This is a genomic window from Dermabacter sp. HMSC06F07 (assembly GCF_001807345.1).
In the GTDB taxonomy this organism is placed as follows: domain Bacteria; phylum Actinomycetota; class Actinomycetes; order Actinomycetales; family Dermabacteraceae; genus Dermabacter; species Dermabacter hominis.
Map to the genome: position 1 here is coordinate 13,593 of NZ_KV788570.1, position 17,699 is coordinate 31,291.

The window sequence follows — 17,699 nt, forward strand, 5'->3', positions numbered from 1 at the left end:
GCCATGAACGCTTCGAAGTGGCCTCGCTGGCACAGATAGCGCATCGTGTGTCTGTTTCGACTCAGTCCGAGGAGTGCGCGGCGAGCAGGCCGATGAACTCGTCAGCGGCGTCAAGCTGCTTGGCAAGCTTCGCGCGGCGTTCCTCCGCGTCGGTGCGGAAATCGTTCAGCGCCCGCCGGGCGCTCTCGGCGGCAGCACCGACGCCATCTGCGCCGTCGAGCGCCCGGAGTAGGTCGCCCATCTGATCGAGCGAGTATCCCAGTGGCTTCATGCGCCGGATCAGCAGGAGTCTGCCGAGATCGCCCTCAGTGTAGAGCCGGAACCCGCCCTCGGAGCGTCCGGAGGGTGTCAAGAGTCCGATCTCGTCGTAGTGGCGGATGGTGCGCTGCGACAGAGCTGTCCGCTCAGCCAGCTCTCCGATGTGCATCATTCCCGCTTCGGGCACGGGGGCCTCCTCATCTCATCGTCTCAGTTCGACACAACTCTCACGTTACGTTAGTGTTGACTCTCGTGTCCACATGAGACTGGACATGCCTCCGCCGTGGCGATCTATCGCCAGGCGAAGCCGCACGTTGTCGCGCACCACCAGACATTCTCCGCTCCTGGCCTGAGAGCGCCGCCCTGAACAGATGGAGGTACCGCATGGCCTTGCCCACTGCGACCAAAGAAGACAAGGGTCGGTACCGGCCCGAACCGTCGGTGCTCACCGCACTGAAGACCCCGCGCATCCTCACTCGCGAAGTTCTCGCAGGCCTGGTCGTGGCGCTGGCGCTCATTCCCGAGGCGATCTCGTTCTCGATCATCGCGGGCGTCGATCCACGTGCGGGCTTGTTCTCCTCATTCGTGATGGCAGTGTCCATCGCGTTCCTCGGTGGCAGACCCGCCATGATCACCGCGGCGACGGGCGCTATCGCTCTCGTTATCGCCCCCGTCGCCCGCGACTACGGCTTGGACTACTTCATCGCAACGGTGCTTCTGGCTGGGGTCTTCCAGATCCTCCTCGCCGTCTTCGGAGTCGCCAGACTCATGCGATTCATCCCGCGCAGCGTCATGGTCGGCTTTGTCAACGCGCTGGCGATCCTCATCTTCATGGCACAGGTGCCCGAACTCATCGGCGTGCCCTGGATGGTCTACCCCCTCGTCGCGGTCGGGCTGCTGATCATGGTCTTCATACCGAAGATCACTAAGGTCATACCGGCCCCACTGGTCTCGATCGCTCTGGTGACCGCCGCCGCGGTCGTCTTCTCGATCAACGTACCCGCAGTCGGCGACAAGGGTGAGCTGCCGCGCAGCCTTCCCGAGCTGTTCATACCGAATGTGCCGCTGACATGGGGGACTTTCACGATCATCGCGCCGTTTGCCCTCGCGATGGCGCTGGTAGGCCTGATGGAATCGCTCATGACGGCGAAGCTCGTGGACGATGTGACCGACACCCACTCGAACAAGACCCGGGAGAGCTGGGGGCAGGGCGTCGCGAACCTGCTCTCCGGCCTGTTTGGCGGCATGGGTGGCTGCGCGATGATCGGGCAGACCATGATCAACGTGAAGGCGTCCGGGGCCCGCACCCGCATCTCGACGTTCCTCGCAGGTGTGTTCCTCTTGGCCCTCATCGTCGTCCTCGGCGACATCGTTGCGATCATCCCCATGGCGGCGCTGGTCGCGGTGATGATCATGGTCTCCGTAGGTACCTTCGACTGGCACTCCATCAAGCCCTCCACCCTGCGCCGGATGCCTAAAAGTGAGACGACCGTCATGGTCATCACCGTCGCCGTCGTCGTCGCCACCCACAACCTCGCCGTCGGTGTCGTCGTCGGCGTGTTCGTCGCCTCTGTGATGTTCGTGCGCCGCGTCGCCCACCTCATCGACGTCAGGCGTGAGATCACTGAACAGGATGGCGCTCGGATCGCGCATTACACAGTCGAGGGTCAGCTCCTGTTCGCCTCCAGCAACGACCTCACCACCATGTTCGAGTACGCCGACGACCCTGACCGAGTCATCATCGACCTCACGAGATCCCACATCTGGGATGCCTCCACCGTCGCGGCGCTCGACGTAATCGAGACCAAATACGAACAGCACGGCAAGACGGTCGAGCTCGTCGGGATGAACGAGTTCACGACTGGGTTCCACGCCCGACTCACGGGAGGACTCGGCAACGGTCACTGACAGGGCTCAGGTGGGCCAGTCGGTCACGTCGGGGGCAACCGCGGCGCAGCCGCGGGCGGCAGCCGCTATCCAACGTCACAACCATGAGATGCGCTAGCGCATGTCGATGACACCGTTGGCCACCTCGATGTGTTTGGTGGTGGCCGCGACAGCACCGAGCAGCGGCATCGGGGCGGAGGCCTGCGGCACGAAGTAGTGGACTCGGAAGGACGCGTCGTTCACGCCGATTTCGTTCGCAGCCTGGGCGATCCAGATGAGTCTTGGCGATCTTTTCCGCGGATGACCCGCGCTGGCCACCGAAGGCGTAATGCCCGAAGCTTAAGAATCGGAACGCTTCATTGGATAACGCTCCTTTTGGTGGTGTTAACGAGAGAGTGACTTTGTAACGAGATATCGTGGACTTCAAGTTCAACGTCTAGGTCCGTGGCAAGTCGGTAGCACGTTTTTCGATTCGATGCTTCGGGGCACTATCGGGGTTCCCGGTGGTCTTCTTAGATTGAGGGGTGCAGATTTCCTAACCTAAAGCTCGTTTGAGCGTGCTATCCACTGGTGTGCCTCCGATGCTGCTGCTCATAAGGGGCGGGCGCTCCATGAATACAAGGCGTAGGTCGCGCCTGAGGCATAGTCCGAGTTTCCGCACCCCTGGCCTCTGGGGTACGCGCTAGTCCCGCTCGGCGTAGCGCACGAGGAGATCGTTGCCGATGACTGCGCCGTCGTTGAGCGTTGCCTCGTTCACCGTCGCCCCGGCTGCCCCCAGGCCCATAATGTGGCCAACCTCGTCACCGCGGGCGATGAGGTGGTTGGCGATGATACGCCGGTGGCAGCGCCACCACACCGCCTCGGAGCACATGATCGCGGTGGGGGTTTCGGCGGCGTTCACCCGTAGCTGCGAGAGCGCGTCCGAGAACTCCCCGCCCAGCGCATGGTCGGCGTAATTGTGGAAACTGCGGTTACGCCAGTTGCCGTTAACCTCAAAAGGCACCGAGTGGGACACGTTGCGCCGCCCGGTGAGGCCCTCACTTCTGCTGTAAGTGATGCCACATGTAGGAAGGTGTTCGGCAAGGGGGTCGCCGTTGAACCACGGGTACTTCCTGGACCCGGGCAGCTTGCGCACATCCACGATGGATGCCACACCGGCAGCCTTGATCATTTCAGCGAAGTCCTCGAACTCGAGGTTGGAGTGGCCCACGGTGAAAATGCGCATGTCGCCAATGCTACGCGTCAAGCGGTTACACCAACATTGGCGTCCAGGTATCGTGCATCGGCAGGTGGTCGGACCGGTAGAACGCGGAGGTAGCAGACAGGACGTTTGATGCATTCGCGCCCACCTTTCCGCCGTATAAATCCCATTTATGGCCGAGTATTCCGCACGGACCGTTCGGTTAAGTTTCAACGGATCGCTTGGGCGACATCGGAAGCCTGAGTTAATCGTATGTGGGGCGAATCCCATGTATGTCTTGTTTAAGGATGCCGCTGCACGAGGAGCGGGGCTGAGGCTACCTGGTGTGCACTCTATCTTTGCCGCACATAGCGGGGTGTGGTGGTTTTTAGCTGCTATTCACGAATGAGAAGGTGTTTTTGCAACGATACGTCGTCGAATTTAGGTTCAATGTGTAGCTCCCGTCTTGTATTTGGGAACACCCTTGCGCACGCTGAGACCCTGCCTGGCTCCGACCAGGCGTATTCGGACAAGCCGATACCGTGATCGATTTTCAGGTCTTGCCTCTCACCCTGTCAGACCGACCATGCGTGGCGGAGTTGTTTGTCGACGACGGGGGCTATGCTGAGCGCGTTCACGGGGCGGGGGCCGCACCAGAGGACATAGACGACCAATTCAATGCTCGGCCTGCGGCGTCTGTGCCCGAGCAAAAGCACACGATGGGACTCTGGGTTAGCAGGACTCTGGTCGGTGTTGCTGACCTGCTCGTCGACTATCCCGAGGTGAGGATTGCCCATCTGGGGCTATTGCAGATTCGCGCGGATCACCAGGGGCGGGGCTTAGCGGCCCAGTTCGATCGCAAGCTAATGGAGCTGTTCCCCGATGCTCGCGTGTGACGGCTGAGCGTGGTCGACACGAACAGTAGTGTTGTAGGTTTCTGGGAACGGATGGGCTACGCGCTGACCGGCGAGACCCGCCAGTGGACCAGCTCCAACGAGGCTGCACACGAGGCGCTGATCATGGAACGCACTGATTGAGTGAGCTGATTCTGGTACTGGTGATAGCGGTTCCAGCGCACGAAGCGCCTTAATGATCTCTGATTCATAGCGGTGAACGGTTTTAGAGCGCGGTCGAGTTCCGCATCAATAGCGAGCGTCGTTTCTAGGTCTGACCGAGCATGTTGGAGCCTTGTTAGGGCTCGTTAGCCCGTGACGACTTCGATCTCGAATCCCTCGGCATTCTCGATGAACAGTGCAGTGTGCTGGGGTCCTCCCGCATGGGGGTAGCGGTCTGCGAAGAGTTCGCTCCATCCGTGTTCGGTGCACTCGCGCCGCAACCGATCGAGTAACGAGCGGTCGTGGATACGCAGTGCGAGGTGATTGAGCCCTGCGCGCATCCGGTCATACGGGCCCGCGACAGCGGGAGACTGCTCAAGCACGATGTAGGCGCCAGTGGGGTGCCGCCAGGTTCGACCCTGCTGCCAGTCGAGCGAGTGGTCAGCTGCCCACCCAAGTTGAGGCAGAAGCCAGTCGAAGGATGGCGCGGACGCGTTTACGTCGACGGTCCACAACTCGATGTGCTGCACTGGATTGAGCATGACGCATATAGTACGTCGGCTTACCCCATTCGCGAGGGACGGCGTTGAGCCGACCGGTTCCACTTGATGCGGGTGCCCGCTCGGGTTCACAGAGCCGCTGGCGAGGCGTTAGGCCGACTGAGATCGGCTACGGGACGCGATTGAGCTCCGGTTCAACGTGTAGTTCCGGTCGGTCGAGCCGTCGAGCGGTAGTGCTTTCACCCTCTGGGTGAGAGACGAAAACGCCTGATGTTTCCAGTCTCGGCCACTGTAGGCTGGTGGAGTGAATGTGACTCTCCGGCCGGTGAGTGCCGATGATTTCGACTTCTTGTGGACCTGGCGGCACGCGACGCCGGATGCCGAGTGGAAGCTGTGGGATGGGCCCTACTTCGAGGCCCCTGTGAACCCCAGCCGTGAGGAGTTTGATCAGCGGCAGCGTGCAGGATTAGGCAGTCATGATCGCCGGATCATCGAGGTCGATGGAGAACCTGTTGGTTTTGTTTCGCGCTTTGAGGAGGAGCCCGCAGGCGGCGGCTGGTGGGAGCTTGGCATCGTGGTCTTCGACCCACGTTGGTGGGGGAGGGGTATCGGCCGAGCGGCACTCACCCAGTGGCTCGACCTGATCTTCGACGAGACTGACGCTCACGTCGTCACCCTTCAGACATGGTCAGGCAACGAGAGGATGATCGCCTCAGCGAGACGATGCGGTTTCGTCGAGTGTGGCCGGATTCCCGAGGCGCGGTCGTGGAACGGCCGACGCTGGGACAGCGTGAAGATGTGCGCATTGCGTCCTCATCCATCACTCTGGGAGTGCCGCAGAGACACGCAGCTCCCGGATGACGTCGCACGGCTTCTGGCGACAGTCCCGGAGTGGTTCGGCCTGGAAGAAGCGAATCAGGAGTACATCGACGCAGCCCGGCACATGGAGACGTGGTCTGTGCGCGACGAACATGGAAGGGTCATCGGCGTGACCTTGGTCGACCGCGACTTCCCGGTATCCGCCGACATCCACTTCATGGTCGTGGACCGAGCCTGGCATGGTCGGGGCGTTGGATCGGCCATGCTCAGGGCCGTGGCGTCCGCCTCCCGTGTCGATGGTGTCCGACTGCTCCAAGTGAAGACCTTGGGGCCATCGCATCCCGACACTGGATACGCCCACACCCGCCACTTCTACGAGAAGTGCGGTTTCCTGCCGCTGGAGGAGACTGATCTGTGGGGTGATGACAACCCCTGCTTGTTCATGGTCATGCCCTTGTAAGGATCGCTGAGCTTCACGACCTGGGCTGTGGTGATCCGTCATGTTCTTCGGCGCCGTAACTCGATTGAGTTCAGGTTTAACGTCTAGCGTTAATGACGGCCTCCGTTATAGACTGGCTTCATGATCAGATCGTTCGGCGACAAGGCGACCGAACGGCTGTGGCGTCGTGAGCGCGTGCGGTCCATCGATCCGAGGATCCATCGCGTCGCACTGCGCAAGCTGCGTCAGGTGGGGTCCGCGGAGTCTCTCGAGGACCTCCGGGTCCCGCCCGGCAACCGGCTCGAGGCCCTCAAGGGTGATCGGGCCGGGCAGTACAGCATCAGAATCAACGACCAGTGGCGTATCTGCTTCGTGTGGAGCGACGCCGGACCGGAGGAGTTGCAGATCGTTGACTACCACTGACAGGATCGAGCCGATCCACCCGGGTGAGGTCCTCATGGAGGACTTCATCGAGGGCTTCGGCATCACGCAGAACAAGCTCGCCGTCTCGATCGGGGTTCCGCCGCGGCGGATCAATGAGATCGTGCACGGCAAGCGGGGCATCACTGCCGACACCGCGCTGCGGCTCGCGAAGTACTTCGGCACGTCGGCGGAGTTCTGGATCAACCTGCAGAGCCACTACGAGCTGGACCGTGCGGAGGACCTCGCGGAGGAGCAGATCGCGGCGATCACGCCCCTGCAGGTCGCGTGAGCTCTCGCAGACGGCTGGCCGTCGGGTCCGGTCTGGTGGTCGCAGGAGTAGCGGCTGTTGAAATCTTCGCCCGAATGAGAACTCCGAGCCTGTGCCGCGAGTCGTCGGGGGATCCTTGGCTCGTTCGTGAAGCCGAGACGATTCTTCGACGTTCGCGCGGGCCTCGAGACCGGGCCAGTATCGCAGTTATCGACAACGGTGTACTCCGTGAGGCTCATTTCGGTGCGGGTCGTCATACGCAGTACGAGATCGGTTCGATCACCAAGACGATGACGGCTGCGGTCTTTGCTGACATGCTGGAGCGCGGTGAAATAAGCCGACGGACTCCTCTGGGAACCTTCTTTGATCTGGCGAGCAGCGAGGTGGCTGCCATCGAGCTTGAAGAGCTTGCTACTCACACCAGCGGCCTGCCTAATATGGCGAGCACATGCTGCAACGTCGCTGATCTTGCTCTTTGGCCGTTGCTCGTGCATGACCCAAGTTCGTCAGTGACTCTCGAGCGTCTGATTGCGGATGCGAGCCGGTCTCGCCTGGGGCCAAGGGAATACGCATACTCAAACCTCGGCTACTCCTTGCTTGGGCAGGCGCTGGCTCGCCGAGCGGGAACGAGTTTTCCGCGACTGCTTCAAGAACGGCTGTTCGCACCATTGGGGATGGACGACACCTTCGTTCCAACAGATCCGACGTCGCTTGGAGTAGATGCGCCCCGCGGTTACTCGGTCATGTGGGGGCGGCGATCCGCGCCATGGACGTTGGGTGCTGAAGCGCCCAGTGGCAGTGTCCGATCGACCCTTGCTGACATGACTCGATATCTTCAGTCCCTGCTGGACGCCACCGCGCCGGGCACGGCTGCGATGGATCAGGCAGTCGTTGCCAGAGACGGTCTGCGCATCGGCTACGGCTGGCATATCGACCAGAACTCACTGGTGTGGCACAACGGCATGACCGGTGGCTTCAGCAGCTGGATAAGTCTTCAACCCGGCCGTGGGCAGGGCGTGATCGTACTTAGCAACACGATGAACTCGGTTGATGACCTTGGGATGGCACTGGCCCGCTCGCTGCCTTGAAGCACCAGTGAGGTAGGAAGCGTTCGCCGTATGTTTCTCCCCAGCGGAACTCGACCGTGTTCAGTTTTGACGTGTAGCGCTGTTGAGTCGCGTTATTTTTCTCCGTGTCTCACTGGATGCTGCTAAGGATGGTCTAGTCATCGAGCGGCAGCGTGAGGACCGCGAAGCCATTACCGGCAGCGCGACTGCTTAGCCGTGGCAGGTACGCGGGTTAGTCGACTTTGGCCCCCGAGAAAGATGGAGATCGCCTGGGCCGTAATAGTCTGGCGACTGGGCCTTTGGCGTTGAGATTCTTAGGCACGGCTTATGCCGGCTCGATCGGCCAACACCTGGGCCGTCACCGAGCGCGAATCCGGATGCAGAGCATGCTGAGCGACCGCCGCCGGTGTTCCGGTGGCGAGGATCTGGCCACCCTCATCTCCGGCTCCCGGGCCGACGTCGATGATGTGGTCGGCCTGGGCGATCACCCGGAGGTCGTGCTCGACAACGACCACCGTCGCGCCGTCATCGACCAGGCGACGCAGCTGGCTCAGCAATAGATCAACGTCCGCCGGGTGCAGCCCCGTCGTAGGCTCGTCCAGGAGGTACAGGCTGTGCTTACGGCTGGAGCCGCGTTGCATTTCGGAGGCCAGCTTGATGCGCTGCGCCTCCCCGCCCGAGAGTTCCGGGGAACCCTGCCCTAGCCGCAAGTAGCCCAGGCCGAGTGCGTGCAGGAATTCGACTGAGCGCAGAATCCTCGGCTCCTCGGCGAAGACCTCGAGCGCCTCGTCCACGGTGAGCGCCAAGATATCCGCGATGCTGCGGCCGCTCCACTGCACCTCGAGAATCTCCGGTTTATAGCGCTTGCCGTGGCAGGCCGGGCAGGTGGTGTACGTGCCGGGTAGGAACACCAGCTCGACCTCGATACTGCCCGCCCCATCGCACTCCGGGCAGCGACCCTTTTTCGTGTTATAGGAAAAGTCCGACACCGACATGCCCCGCCGCTTCGCCTCCGGGGTGTCGGCAAACAGCCTGCGGACATAATCGAAAAGACCCGTGTAGGTCGCGACGGTGGAACGCACCGTGCGTCCAATCGGCTTCTGGGTGATGTGAACCAACCGACGGATGCTATCGATCCCCATTGCGCTCTCCACCCGGAAATCCCAGGTCGGGTCGGAGCCTGCCGTGAAGTCAGCATCCGGATCCTCGACCGAGACCTCATCGGCGCCGACAACCTGCTTAGCCGCGCGGGATGCCACGTCGGCCAGTACCCCGGTGACCAGGGTGGATTTGCCGGAACCGGACACTCCCGTGACCGCGGTGAGCGCCCCTAGCGGGAAGTCCACGTCGACCCCATCGAAGGCGCGCGCGTGCACGCCGCGAAGGCCGATGGATTCACTACTTCCGGCCGGGGTGTCCGTCAGCTCGGGGAAGTCCGCGTTTAAGGCGGTAGCGGTGGGCGAGTCCAGCTGCTCGGCGTTGGCGCGGAACTGGTCAGTGGGGCCGGAGAACACCAGCTCCCCGCCGCGCTCACCGGCGCGCGGGCCGATATCCACGATCCAATCGCATCCCGCGACGAGGGACATATCGTGCTCCACCAGAAGCACCGAATTCCCCGCGTCGACGAAGCGCTTGAGCAGCTCGGAGACCGCCTTTCGCTCCACGACGTGCAGGCCGGCCGAGGGCTCATCCAGCACATAGGTTGTGCCGAACAGATTCGAGTTCAACTGGGAGGCCAGTCGCAAGCGCTGGTGCTCACCCGCAGACAAGCTCCGCGCCGGGCGAGAGAGGCTCAAGTGCCCCAGCCCCAGCTCGATCGCCGCGCGCACCGTGGGCAGCACCTGATCCAGCAGCAGTTCTTCGGCCTCGTCGTGTTCGTTCCACTGCTGCTTCTCGATCGCCGCCAAGCGCTCGAGGCGGTCCTCCAACACAGTCAGCAGGTCCTTCAACGCCAAGTCGTTGAATTCGTCGATGGCGTGACCGGCGTAGCTCACTTGCAAGGTATCCGGTTGAAAACCACGGCCCTGGCACGTCGGGCATGTCGATGAATGCAAGAAGGAGAGCACCCGGCGGCGGGTCTTATCCGATCCCGTCTCCGCCAGAGTTTCGGTGAGGTAGGTGGCTACCGAGCGCCATTTGCCTTTATACGACAAGTGCACGGCGTTTTCATCCCGCTCCGGGTGGACCGTCACCACAGGTCGCTCGTCCGTGAACAGGATCCAGTCGCGGTCCTCTTGCGGAATTTCCCGCCAAGGGATGTCCAGCGGGTAGCCGAGGGCGCCAAGGATGTCCCGGAAGTTCTTTCCGAGCCACGCTCCCGGCCACGCGGCGATCGCGCCGTCCCAGATAGACAGGCTGGGATCGGGCACCATTGAGTCTTCCGTCGGCCGGTGCACGGTTCCGGTTCCCTGGCACTCGGGGCACATGCCGGCAGTGGTGTTGGGGGAGAAGGCGTCGGAATGGAGCCTGCCGTATTCCAGCCGCTCGCGCATACCGTCCGGGTAGCTGCCGGAGCGAGAAAAGAGCAGCCGAACACTATTCGAGACATTCGAGACCGTGCCGACGGAGGAGCGTGCCCCACCGAGGGTGGTGGACTGCTGCAGTGCCACCGTCGGCGGCAGGCCCGTGACTGACCCGACGCGCGGGTTGACCGCGCCACCGATGAGGCGGCGCGCGAAGGGGGAGACGGACTCCAGGTAGCGGCGCTGCGCCTCCCCATGGATGGTGCCGAAGGCCAGGCTCGACTTGCCCGAACCCGATACGCCGGTGATCGCCACGAGCGTATCCCGGGGCAGGTCGACGTCGATGTGTTTCAGGTTGTGAAGGTGCGCATCGCGCACCCGGATCATGGGATCGTGACCCGCAGGTGCCGTAGTGCGTGGTGCCGGGGGCTCGGACGTGGAGTGGGTCATGGTCGCTACTCTACCTAGCAAGCTGCGCCCTGCTCGGCGGCGCCTTGCCAATGGCAGTCGCGGGCGGCGCGTGGCCTTCCTGTCGTTCTAGACCTGAGACCGGGAAGGCTCCACGATCAGCGCGAGTCCCGCATCGAGGTCTGCCAGCAACTGCTGAGTCGAGTTTTTCGGGCCGTTGAGGTAGTCGATCGTGAGCCCGTTGACGAGTGCCGTGACCAAGCGAGCTCCTTGTTCAGGCGATAGTCGGCTGCTCAAGCTCTCATGCCGTTCAGCTGCCGCAAGCCCGTTGCTTACACGTGCTCGGAAGCGTTCCACTTCGGCGTCGTATAAGTCGGCTAGCCATTCGCGTGTGGAAGCGGCGGCGCCCACGATAACCCACACTGCAGCGTCTTCACGCTGGACAGGACCAATCGGCAGGAGCTCGGCTAGGCGGCTGCGGATGACCGCGTGAAAGTCTGTCGCGTCGGTCTCTCGGAGCGCCCGCGACTCCTGCCGCTGAATAGACCGCATGAATGCTTTCGCGATGATGTCGTCCCGCGTTCCCATCTGATACTGGACAGTCCCGGGTGCGACCCCCGCCTCTGCCGCGACATTGCGAACACTCAAGGCATCGAGGCCCTGGTTGACCATCACTCGAATAGCAGCGTCGGCGATCAGTGCCGCTGTGCCGGTGAAGGGGATGTTGGGGTCAACGGGCATGAGTCTCCAATCTTGCGTGACCCAAGTGCTGCCAGCCGTTCGTTGCCTGGTTGCATCTCACTGAAACGTTCCATACGATCGTATCAATCGAAAAGTTCGTACAAATGTATGGATGTGGAATCTCCTTCATCGTTCCGCAAGCTGAGGAGAGCATTCCCATGGCCGCGATTTCCGTACCTGACCATTGGAGAACGTCATGTCAGACTTTCTAGCCCTCGCTGGTCTCGCGCTCGTCGATAGCTTGAGCGTAGGAACTCTTGTCATTCCTATTGCTCTCATTTTTGTGTGGCGTCGAGTCTGTTTCGGCCTGTTGGGTGCATATCTCACGACGATTGGTGGGGCCTACTGTGGTCTCGGCATTGCTTTGCTGTTCGGTTTTGAAGCGGTAGTGCAGCGTTTTTCTGGAGTCGCCGAGGCCGATTGGTTCCGATGGGTGACTCTTGTTCTAGGTGTGGGGCTTTTCCTTTTTGGGGTGGCCGCCCCAAACCCTAAAAAGCAAGCAGCCAAGGGGTCTGATTCGGTGGAGCAGCCGTCTGTGGCGAGTGTCGACGCCGCTGCCGCAACTATTACCTCTGCCGCTGCGCTTCCTGACGCCGATGTCCGGGAGGGTCGGGCATTTCGCCTCGCCCGGGGTGTTTCGCTGAGTGTGAGCGGTATGGTGGCGTTGGCGTTGGGAGCCGCCGTTGTAGAGGCAGCCACGATGTTGCCCTATTTGGGTGCGATGGGGATTATCCAGTCCATGTCAGTGGGGATGTCCAGCAAGATTGCGCTGATTGTGGGTTACTGCGCCGTCATGATCTTGCCAGCGATTCTGATGAGCGTCATCGCGGGCGTCGCGGGGCCCGCTATTTTTCCGCGGCTGGAGCGTGCCATTGGCCGGCTGGAGTACGAAGCCAAGGTGACACTGCTGTGGATCGCGGCAATCGTTGGTTTGTATATGGCGTACAGGAGTGCGGTGCGGCTCGGGCTGATGGGCTGAGCAACAGGTAGTAGTGCAACACGGTCCGCCTTCGTCGGTGTCTCCTTCTAGGGAACGGGGTATGGGAGCCCGTGAGACGTGAGAGCGTGCCGTAGATGACTGCGTACAGCGCTACGCGGTAGGGGGTGTCAGGTAGCTGTTGAGTTCGCGGATCTTGTTGCCGGTGAGTCAGCTAACCGCCCCAGGTGAACGGTGCGTAATTCAGTAACTCCCAAACATGTCGCGCTGCGATTTTGGCTTAACGTCTCCCATGCACCTCGCGCGATTGAGGCGAGCCGTCTGGATCAAGCCGCCGGGGGGTATCGAGTCCGGTTTCCGACGCCTGACGCAATGATGATCGCCACGGAAGTGCCGGCGTGAACGAATTAAGTAAGGCGAGCCTTTCCTAATTATGGTACGTTGTGCGGCATGAGATCAAAGCTCTCGTATACCGCGGTTGAGGTCCGCGTCGACGCAGTGCGCGACCTGTGCCCCTCGATGCGTCGAGTCACTCTAAGCGGAGAAGGACTTAAGAAGGCTGCTCCGCTTTGCCTTGACCGTCGGATCAAGCTCGTGCTGCCCCGATACCACGGTGACGCACTGGAGGACATCCCGCGTATCCCAGGTTGGTATGACGCCCTCGTGTCTTTACCGCCAAGTGATCAGCCGTCCGTGAGGACATACACGGCCCGGGCAATGCGTCCAGACATGGCCGAGCTCGACGTCGATGTGGTTCGCCACGGCACCAGCGGCCCCGCGGGCCGGTGGATCGAAACCGTGGCTGCTGGCGATCGGCTCGTCGTAGCTGTCCCCCGCGCCGATTTCAAGGACATTGACACCATTGGCCTGGCCTGGCATCCGGGTAGTGCCAAGCAGATCCTGGTGGCTGGCGACGAAACCGCGGCACCGGCTATAGCCAACATCGCCGCCTCACTGGCCCCAGATGCCGTCGGCACCATTCTGGTCGAGATGCCGGCCCCCGAGGACTCCTGGCCTCTCACGGCCCCGCCCGGGGTTGACGTTAAAGTGTTGTGCCGCGAAGGTGAGGCTCCCGGAAGCCTGCTCGAACGCGAACTTCACACGCTGACGTGGCCGCCCGAACCGGCCGAAAGCGAAGCGGTCGATGACCTTGACGATGACGCTGGAATCCTGTGGGACGAACCCGCAGGAGATGCCGACGGCGAGCATTTTGCCTGGTTGGCAGGCGAAAAAGGAGCTGTGCAACGTATGCGCCGCTTCCTCGTACGCGAACGCGGCTGCCCCCGCGATCGGGTGGCCTTCATGAGCTACTGGCGTCAAGGGCACGCCGAATCCTAGCCATCCCGGCGCGACCGCGTCGGTCCCGCATAACCACTAAAGGAGCATCAGAAATGTACCCCTCAGATCTGCGTCTCAGCATGCCTCGTCGCGGGCTGCTCACCCTGGCCGGAGCCTTCTCGCTGCTTGCCGTCACCGGTTGCGGCAGTGACCGCTCGAGTACCGGGTCAACAACCACCGAAACTGCGTCGGCAGGCAGTTTCCCCGTTGTGATTCGCCATGCCTTGGGATCCACGACCATCAAGCAGGCGCCTCAGCGAATTGTCACCATCGGGCAGGGCGCCACTGAGGCCCTCATCAGTATGGGGGTCTACCCGGTTGGCGTTGAAACCTATGCCTGGGGAGCTGACAAGGATGGACATCTACCCTGGAACCGAGAAGCCTTCGAGAAGGCGGGACGGCCCCTTCCAGCTCTATTCGCCGGCGGTGAGCAACTCGACGTCGAGGCCATTGCGGAGCTCGAGCCCGACCTGATCCTCGCTCCATGGTCAGGGCTCACCCAGAAACAGTATGACCAACTGACCGCGTTCTGCCAGACTGTCGCCTACGAGAAATCCGCCTGGACCACTACTTGGGACGGCGAGATCCGCATGGTGGCCAAGGCGCTGGGGCGCCCCAGCGACGGCGACAAAGTCATTAGCGACCTCAAGAAAACCCTCGCCGACACTGTTGCTCAGCACCCACATTGGGAGGGCACGACCTTCAGTTACATCTACACTGAAGGCCAGGGAACGCTTGGCATTTTTCGTCCCACGGAACAACGCGTGGCCTTGATCAGCATGCTCGGCCTGACGGTCGACCCAATTGTCGATACCATCACGGCCAACGATGGGTCCGATTGGGCGCTCATCAGCCTCGAGAATGCCGATAAGCTCAAGGATTCTGACCTCATCTTCACCTTTCATCTGGATGCCGCGACCAAGAAACAGGTCACTTCGCAGAAGCTTTACTCGTCGATCCCTGCCATCAAGCGTGACAGCGTGGTGGCCCCGACTGACCCGCAGCTCGTCACAGCGATCAGCATGATCAACCCGCTCACCGTGCCGTGGAGCCTTCCGCGTCTCACTGATCTCATCGACCAGGCCGTCGCGAAGGTGACGGACTAACTCTTGCTGGCTCGTCGACGTACTCTGGTCGCCACCGCTCTCGTGGCGGTGGTGCTCGGTATCACCTGTGTGCTCAGTCTTGCTCTGGGCAGTAAAGCTATCGGGCTTTCCGATCTGGTGGAAGCCATCCACAGTGGCGGCGATCTCCACGTGCGGGAGGTGCTGGCAGCACGTGTCCCACGCACCTTGTGCGGGCTGGTTGCGGGCGCTGCCCTCGCCAGTTCTGGCGCCGCGATCCAGACAGTCACTCGTAATCCCCTCGGGGATCCGGGGGTTCTGGGGCTGACAAGTGGTGCAGCAGCTGGAATCGTTACCGTCACGTCGATCCCCGGGCTCGCTGGCCTTCAGCTCGTCGGGGGAGCCTTCGCCGGAGCGGCGGTGGCCACGGTTGCAGTGATGGTACTTGGCAGTTTCGGGCGTGGCACCGATGCCACCAGGTTGGTACTCTCCGGGGCCGTGACGACAGCCGTCGCCGTTGCCTACTCGCAGGCCGTGAGCCTACGCCACAAGGCAGCCTTTGACGCGTTGCGCTATTGGTCAGCGGGATCGCTGGCGGTAGGCGACTTCCTCGATTGGTGGCCCGTGGTGGTGATCGCAGTCGCGGGCGCGGGGCTCTTCGCCGTGGGACGTGGGCTGGATGCCGTGGCTCTTGGCGACGAAGTTGCCGCGGGCCTGGGACACCATCCCGCACGTGTGCGCGCTCTCACTCTTACCGCGGTGGCTCTGATGACCGCGGCCGCGACAGCGATTACTGGCCCTATCGTCTTCGTCGGTCTCGCTGCGCCGCACTTGGCACGACGATTAGCCCGCGGCTCGGCGCGTGCGCTCATCGGTTTGTGTTGTCTGATTGGGCCGGTGCTCATGCTGCTGGCTGATGTGATTGGACGCCTGGTCCTGCGTCCTGCTGAGGTACCTGTTGGAGTCGTGACCGCACTCTTGGGTGCGCCTTTGCTGCTCGCAGTAGTCCGCCGCTCACGAGGCGTGCTGTGAACGCGGCCCCTACCTCCCTCGCCGCGAATCAGGACCGCGCCGCCCGTCTCGCCCAGCGCAGCCGTACCCGGCATGTCCTCGCGGTGGTGATTCTGGTGGTGGCTCTAGTGGCATCCTGCGCGTGGACGCTGGCCGTTGGCAGGCTCGGCACTCCCATTACACGTCAACCGCAAGCTTTGCTCGATCTGCTCACTGGACGCGGGAGCCTCGCTCTGACGACACTGCGCGGGCCGCGCCTTGCCGTGGCGGTCGGGGCGGGTGCGGCGCTGGGACTGGCAGGAGCATTATTCCAGCGCGCTACTGCGAATCCACTTGTCACCCCCGATGTCATTGGGATTACCACCGCAGCTGGAGCTGGAATGGCGGTGGCGAGTGCGCTCAATGTTCCGACCAGTCTCGGCGCGCTGGGCGGTGCCATTGCGGCCGGCCTCATCATCCCGTGGGCCACGACAACAGGCTTCCGTAATCCCGGCGCGGTGATCGTCGCAGGGATCGGTGTTGCAGCGGCCTCCACCGCGTTGACGCAGTTTGTCTTGGTTTTCTCACGCCAGTCGGAGGCCATGGCTCTCGCGGCCGCACTCACCGGGTCGCTGACCGCGCGAACCTGGGGTGATGCTCTGGTCGTCTGGTCAGTGCTCCTCCCGCTGGGTCCGGTGGCTTTGGCGCTGCGTGTTGACCTCGATCTCATCAGCCTTGGCGACGATGTGGCTCACGGTCTCGGATCGCGCCCGGCCAAGACGCGTTCGTTCGCGCTGTTGGTGGGAATCCTGCTGACCGTGGGCGCGGTGGCAGCGGCCGGCCCGCTCGCCTTTGTGGCGCTCACTGCCCCTCATTTGGCTCGTGGATTGACCGGGCGGCCGGCGATGGGATCCGCGGCGTTAGTCGGTGCGACGACGGTGTGCCTGGCCGATCTCGCTGTTCGACACGTGGCGTTCCTGGCCGGGCTTCCCGTGGGTGTACTCACAGCCCTGATCGGCGGTCTTTTCCTTGGCGCGGTTCTCATCTCACAAATCCGGGAGGGCTCACTATGACCAGTTCGGCGATCGACATGAATGAGCTCACCATTCGCTTCGGTGGCCTGACCGCTGTTGACCGCCTTAGTGCCATGGTGCCGAAGGGAAGCTTCAGCGTTGTCATCGGCCCTAACGGGTGTGGCAAGTCGACCTTGTTGCGCGCCGTGGCCCAGGTGCGGCCGGCCGACGAGGGTAGCGTGACGATGCTCGGCCACGATGTTGCCCGCATGGGACGTCGACAGCTGGCTCGTACCTGCAGCCTTCTGCCGCAGACCACGGTGGCCCCACGAGGTCTGCGCGTGGGCGAACTCGTGGCGCGTGGCCGCCACCCCTACCACTCGTTCCTCAGTAGCAGTGCCCCCGGTGACAGTGAGGCCATCCACCGGGCGGTTGAACGCGCCGGGGTTGCCGACCTCGTCGACCGATACGTGCACGAGCTGTCTGGTGGCCAACGGCAGCGCGTCTGGTTAGCGATGGTTCTTGCCCAGGACACTCCAGTCATCCTGCTGGATGAGCCGACCACATTTTTGGACCTCTCGGCGCAGTACCTACTTCTCGACCTCTGCTCCGACCTGGTCGATGAAGGTCGTACGGTCATGGCCGTTCTGCACGATCTGCCCCAGGCAGCTGCCTATGCCGATCACGTGCTTATGTTGAACCAAGGGCGATTGGTTGCCGCGGGATCCCCTGCCGAGGTGATCACCGAGGAGAATGTGGAGGAGACCTACCGAATCAAATGCCGCGTGGACCTGGAGGATCCGCGCGGGCCGGTGGTTCTTCCGCTTGCTCGCAAACATCGACTGTGAAC

Annotated in this window: 18 protein-coding genes; 12 read left to right on the forward strand and 6 right to left on the reverse strand. The window is 62.4% G+C overall.

Going from position 1 to position 17,699, the window contains the following annotated elements; all coding sequences use genetic code 11:
- Positions 1-61: 61 nt before the first annotated feature.
- Positions 62-445, reverse strand: coding sequence for a MerR family transcriptional regulator (locus HMPREF3157_RS00730; RefSeq protein WP_016664134.1), 384 nt, complete (start codon positions 443-445; stop codon positions 62-64).
- 197 nt (positions 446-642) lie between these two features.
- Between HMPREF3157_RS00730 and HMPREF3157_RS00735 the strand changes: the two genes are divergently transcribed.
- The gene (locus HMPREF3157_RS00735) at positions 643-2,166 is read left to right on the forward strand and encodes a SulP family inorganic anion transporter (RefSeq protein ID WP_070435230.1); all 1,524 of its coding nucleotides are present in this window, start codon (positions 643-645) and stop codon (positions 2,164-2,166) included.
- A 93-nt stretch (positions 2,167-2,259) separates the two neighbouring features.
- On the opposite strand, the gene HMPREF3157_RS10665 is transcribed toward HMPREF3157_RS00735, so the two are convergent.
- Both HMPREF3157_RS10665 and HMPREF3157_RS00740 read right to left on the reverse strand, forming a co-directional pair.
- On the reverse strand, positions 2,260-2,388 hold the full coding sequence (locus tag HMPREF3157_RS10665) for a hypothetical protein (RefSeq protein WP_034372423.1): 129 nt from the start codon (positions 2,386-2,388) through the stop codon (positions 2,260-2,262).
- 439 nt (positions 2,389-2,827) lie between these two features.
- The gene (locus tag HMPREF3157_RS00740) at positions 2,828-3,370 is read right to left on the reverse strand and encodes a DUF488 domain-containing protein (protein ID WP_070435231.1); all 543 of its coding nucleotides are present in this window, start codon (positions 3,368-3,370) and stop codon (positions 2,828-2,830) included.
- A 497-nt stretch (positions 3,371-3,867) separates the two neighbouring features.
- On the opposite strand from HMPREF3157_RS00740, the gene HMPREF3157_RS00745 reads away from it, so the two are divergent.
- Positions 3,868-4,221, forward strand: coding sequence for a GNAT family N-acetyltransferase (locus HMPREF3157_RS00745; protein ID WP_034372429.1), 354 nt, complete (start codon positions 3,868-3,870; stop codon positions 4,219-4,221).
- A 305-nt stretch (positions 4,222-4,526) separates the two neighbouring features.
- Here the strand turns inward: HMPREF3157_RS00745 and HMPREF3157_RS00750 are convergent, their stop codons facing one another.
- Positions 4,527-4,922: a VOC family protein gene (locus tag HMPREF3157_RS00750; protein WP_034372432.1), complete on the reverse strand. Its 396-nt coding sequence runs from the start codon at positions 4,920-4,922 to the stop codon at positions 4,527-4,529.
- A gap of 262 nt (positions 4,923-5,184) precedes the next feature.
- Here HMPREF3157_RS00750 and HMPREF3157_RS10670 point away from each other — a divergent pair, with 262 nt between their 5' ends.
- The 4 genes from HMPREF3157_RS10670 (at position 5,185) to HMPREF3157_RS00770 (ending at position 7,917) form a co-directional block, all read left to right on the forward strand.
- Positions 5,185-6,159 carry a GNAT family N-acetyltransferase gene (locus tag HMPREF3157_RS10670; protein ID WP_083287992.1) on the forward strand — a complete coding sequence of 325 codons (975 nt, stop codon included), beginning with the start codon at positions 5,185-5,187 and terminating at the stop codon, positions 6,157-6,159.
- Between the two features lie 120 nt (positions 6,160-6,279).
- The gene (locus HMPREF3157_RS00760) at positions 6,280-6,561 is read left to right on the forward strand and encodes a type II toxin-antitoxin system RelE/ParE family toxin (RefSeq protein ID WP_070435232.1); all 282 of its coding nucleotides are present in this window, start codon (positions 6,280-6,282) and stop codon (positions 6,559-6,561) included.
- Complete coding sequence (locus HMPREF3157_RS00765; RefSeq protein WP_016664140.1) at positions 6,548-6,850, forward strand: HigA family addiction module antitoxin; 303 nt, start codon at positions 6,548-6,550, stop codon at positions 6,848-6,850. Before HMPREF3157_RS00760 ends, HMPREF3157_RS00765 begins: the two co-directional genes overlap by 14 nt.
- 74 nt (positions 6,851-6,924) lie before the next feature.
- Positions 6,925-7,917, forward strand: a complete 993-nt coding sequence (locus tag HMPREF3157_RS00770; protein ID WP_141740568.1) for a serine hydrolase domain-containing protein — start codon at positions 6,925-6,927, stop codon at positions 7,915-7,917.
- A 293-nt stretch (positions 7,918-8,210) separates the two neighbouring features.
- Here HMPREF3157_RS00770 and HMPREF3157_RS00775 read toward each other — a convergent pair whose 3' ends face one another.
- A complete protein-coding gene (locus tag HMPREF3157_RS00775) occupies positions 8,211-10,808 on the reverse strand; it encodes an excinuclease ABC subunit UvrA (protein WP_070435233.1) in 2,598 nt (865 codons plus the stop codon).
- An 87-nt stretch (positions 10,809-10,895) separates the two neighbouring features.
- Entirely contained in the window at positions 10,896-11,507 is a 612-nt protein-coding gene (locus HMPREF3157_RS00780) for a TetR/AcrR family transcriptional regulator (protein WP_016664144.1), read from the reverse strand.
- Between the two features lie 196 nt (positions 11,508-11,703).
- On the opposite strand from HMPREF3157_RS00780, the gene HMPREF3157_RS00785 reads away from it, so the two are divergent.
- The 6 genes from HMPREF3157_RS00785 to HMPREF3157_RS00810 all read left to right on the forward strand — a co-directional run bounded on the left by HMPREF3157_RS00785 (position 11,704) and on the right by HMPREF3157_RS00810 (position 17,697).
- Positions 11,704-12,486: a GAP family protein gene (locus tag HMPREF3157_RS00785; RefSeq protein WP_016664145.1), complete on the forward strand. Its 783-nt coding sequence runs from the start codon at positions 11,704-11,706 to the stop codon at positions 12,484-12,486.
- Positions 12,487-12,894: 408 nt separating this feature from the next.
- On the forward strand, positions 12,895-13,782 hold the full coding sequence (locus HMPREF3157_RS00790; protein WP_070435234.1) for a siderophore-interacting protein: 888 nt from the start codon (positions 12,895-12,897) through the stop codon (positions 13,780-13,782).
- A 53-nt stretch (positions 13,783-13,835) separates the two neighbouring features.
- Positions 13,836-14,888 carry an iron-siderophore ABC transporter substrate-binding protein gene (locus tag HMPREF3157_RS00795; protein WP_083287993.1) on the forward strand — a complete coding sequence of 351 codons (1,053 nt, stop codon included), beginning with the start codon at positions 13,836-13,838 and terminating at the stop codon, positions 14,886-14,888.
- Between the two features lie 51 nt (positions 14,889-14,939).
- On the forward strand, positions 14,940-15,878 hold the full coding sequence (locus HMPREF3157_RS00800; RefSeq protein ID WP_371440674.1) for a FecCD family ABC transporter permease: 939 nt from the start codon (positions 14,940-14,942) through the stop codon (positions 15,876-15,878).
- Entirely contained in the window at positions 15,875-16,909 is a 1,035-nt protein-coding gene (locus HMPREF3157_RS00805) for a FecCD family ABC transporter permease (protein WP_070435236.1), read from the forward strand. The genes HMPREF3157_RS00800 and HMPREF3157_RS00805 overlap by 4 nt, the downstream gene beginning before the upstream one ends.
- Positions 16,906-17,697, forward strand: coding sequence for an ABC transporter ATP-binding protein (locus HMPREF3157_RS00810; protein WP_070435237.1), 792 nt, complete (start codon positions 16,906-16,908; stop codon positions 17,695-17,697). Before HMPREF3157_RS00805 ends, HMPREF3157_RS00810 begins: the two co-directional genes overlap by 4 nt.
- Positions 17,698-17,699: the final 2 nt, after the last annotated feature.